We start from the raw sequence: 3537 nt of genomic DNA, 5'->3' as shown, positions 1-3537 counted from the left end.
TCCGCTTTCAACAAAACAACTCCTGCTTAACGCGACAAGTGGAAGAAAGTCTGACCTTTCATTTCCTTTCCACCGGAGTTTTTAGCAACATACTTAATAAAATAAACACCCTCAGAAGCCGGATTAGAATCAATTTTCCCATCCCAGGAAGCATTCAATTCATTGGCATGAAATACCGTATTTCCCCAACGATTCACGATCCAGTATTCCAGTTCGATCAAACATGTTGTATTCAGTTCATACACATCATTCACCTGATCACCGTTTGGTGTGAAAATATTCGGAATCCCGATTTCTCCGCAAACCGGGTTAACACTAATCGTTACCGTCGTATCTGCACTGCAACCTGTTGGAGTCGTAACAGTCACCAAATAGGTTGTCGTCTCAGAAGGAAATGCCATCGGATCCGGGCAGTTTGAACAGGATAAGGAATTGCCTGGCGTCCAGAAATAAGTACTTCCAGGAACAGACGGAGTGATAACCGCAGTCAGTTGAATACTATCTCCCGCAGAAATTGTAGCGCTTCCCGGAGTAACCGTAACAGACAAGTCATTGATAAAATTAACCGTAATTGTTCCTGCTGCCTGACAGTTGTTTGCATCCGTAACCGTCACCGAATAAGCACCGGAAACCAGGTTGGATATCGTTGGCGTTCCTTCATTGTTTGACCAATGGTAAGTATATGGACTTGTTCCTCCAAAAGGTGCAGTAGTTGCTGTTCCGGATGCAGAAGAATTACAATTAATACCGGTACTACTTAAATTCAGATTGATTGGTGATGTCGCCGTTATCGTCACTTGAATATTCTTACTGCAACCGGCATGATCCGTAACAGTCACGGTATAAGTTCCTGCAGCCAGGTTAGTCGCAGTAGCTGCCGTTCCGCCTGTAGGATTCCATTGGTATTGATACGGTGACGTTCCTCCGGTTGCTGAAACGGTTGCACTTCCTGTTGCCGAATTGGCGCATGACGGTGAAAGATTACTAACCGACAGCTGAATTACCGGTAGGTTGATTACAATCGTTTGCGGCGTTCCATTTCCACAAGCATTCGACGGAATAACGGTCAAAGTGCCTCCAGATGTAATGGAATTCAACGTGATCGAAGAACCGCTGCCAGTGATTGTTCCTCCTCCGGAATAAGACCAGGAATAATTTACCCCGGGAATCGTTGTTACGGAATAATTCTCCGAAGTTGCTCCGCAGGAAAGGGTTGTATTTCCGGCAATAGTAACAGGTTGATTGGGCACAGTCAACTGAATACCGTTGACAAATGTAGTCACGGGAGAAGTACAGCCGGCATCCGAAGCTCCAACAGTATAAGTCGTTCCCGGAATTGCGCCGGTGATTACTCCACCCATACCAACTACCGGGCCGGAAGGAGTAAACGTATACGTACTTGTTCCGTTGAAATTGGCAATTGTACTTGATCCCGCCGCTGTACAAGTCGCAGCAGCCGTTGAAATGGATGGTACAGGTAAATCCGGAAGTTGCGCAGCGTTAATAAAAGAAGCCTGGTTCGAGCTACACGTACCGTTTGATGCAATAATAGTATAGGAAGTTCCCGTTACAGCACCGGTAACTAACCCTGAAGCTCCAAGCGACGGTCCCGCAGGCGTAAAGGTATAAGTCAACGATCCATCATAATTGGAGACTGAACTGCTTCCATCCGAAACACAGGATGCAGAAACAGTATTCATTGCCGGAGTAGCAGGAGATACAAGCTGCGGTGCATTGGTAAAAGAAGTATTCTCCATACAAACACCATTTGAAACGCTTAGAGTATACAAAGTTCCTGCACCCGCTCCTGTAATCAGGCCTCCAGCACCAATCGCAGGACCAGCAGGAGAAAACGTATACGCATAACTTGCATTGTAATTGCTTACCGTGCTCGAAGAAGCATCACTGCAAGTAGCAGTGGTTGTATTAATCACAGGGATTGCAGGGCTGATAAGCTGTGTTGCATCACTGAATGAAACCGTGGAAGAAGGACAACTTCCATTCGATGAGCTTACATCATAGGAAGTTCCGGGTGTAGTCCCGCCGATTACACCTCCCGCTCCGATAGCCGGACCTGCTGGCGAAAACGTATAATTATAACTTGCATTGTAATTCGTAATCGTACTTGAACCAGGTGAAGAACAGGTTGCCGCATTCGTATTGATTGCCGGAAGTGGAGTTACCGGAAGTGGAGTGTCATTTGTAAAAGATACCGGTACAGACGCGCATCCGTTACTTGTCGCTGTTACACTGTAAGATGTTCCGGGTGTTGCTCCGTTAATGACATCTCCGGCTCCAACTATTGGTCCTGCGGGCGAAAATGTATACGTATATGCTGCATTGTAATTCGTAATCGTACTCAAACCTGCAGACAAACAAGTTGCCGGATTGGTATTGATAGCCGGATCCGGAGTTGCCGGAAGTTGAAGTGCATTGGTAAAAGATGCAGGTGTGGAAGTACACCCTCCGTTTCCTGTTGTGATGCTATATGTTGTTCCGGGGATGGCTCCGCTGATCATCCCACCCGCTCCGATTGTTGGACCGGAAGGTGAAAAGACATAAGTATTTCCTGCACTGTAATTGGTAACAGCACTTGTTCCAGCTGAGGAACAACTTGCTGGTATTGTACTCATTGTGGGTGCAACCGGGGTGATAGGTTGTGTTGTTATAGTAAAAGAAACCGGAGCAGAAATACATGTTCCGTTATTCCCCGTTAAAGTATAAGATGTTCCGGGAGTGGCACCGCTGATTGCTCCACCCGCTCCGATGGTTGGTCCTGATGGAGAGAACGAATAGGTATTGGAGGCACTATAATTCGAAACACTTCCTGATCCGGCTGACGAACAAGTAGCAGGAATCGTATTAATTGTTGGAGTGGCAGTAATTGGAAGTTGCGCTGCATTCGTAAAAGAAGCCGGTGCAGAAGTACATCCTCCGCTTCCGGCTGTTATGTTGTAAGTTGTTCCCGGAGTGGCTCCGTTGATTGCACCTCCCGCGCCGATGGTTGGTCCGGAAGGAGAAAAAGTATAGGTATTTCCTCCACTGTAATTCGTGACCGTGCTTGTTCCTGCTGAGGAGCAACTTGCAGGATTGCTACTCATCGTTGGAGTTACAGGAGTCGATAATTGTGCTGCTATTGTAAAAGAAGCCGGAGCAGAAGTACATGTTCCGTTGTTTCCCGTTACAGTGTAAGATGTTCCCGGAGTAGCCCCGTTGATTACTCCACCCGCTCCGATGGTTGGGCCGGAAGGTGAAAACGTATAGGTATTTCCTCCATTGTAATTGGAAACACTTCCGGAACCCACTGCCAAACAGCTTGCAGGAACTGTACTAATCGTTGGGGTTGCTGTAGTTGGAAGCTGAATTGCATTCGTAAATGAAGCCGGTGCGGAAACACATCCCCCGCTTCCGGCTGTTATGTTGTAAGTTGTTCCCGGAGTAGCTCCGTTGATTGCACCGCCTGCGCCAATTGTTGGTCCTGATGGCGAAAATGCGTAGGTATTTCCTCCACTGTAATTTGTAACCGTACTTGTTCCT

At 47.1% G+C, this 3537-nt stretch carries 1 protein-coding gene; it reads right to left on the bottom strand.

The window, feature by feature from the left end; all coding sequences use genetic code 11:
- Positions 1 to 26 precede the first annotated feature (26 nt).
- The coding region (locus tag Q1V93_RS18950; protein ID WP_300666987.1) for a gliding motility-associated C-terminal domain-containing protein at positions 27 to 3537 on the bottom strand (3511 nt) is incomplete at its 5' end.

Origin of the sequence: Fluviicola sp., assembly GCF_030151805.1 — a bacterium.
Taxonomy (GTDB): domain Bacteria; phylum Bacteroidota; class Bacteroidia; order Flavobacteriales_D; family Crocinitomicaceae; genus Fluviicola.
The sequence above is the reverse complement of the archived record's forward strand: the minus strand, read 5'-3'. Positions and strand labels throughout refer to the sequence as shown.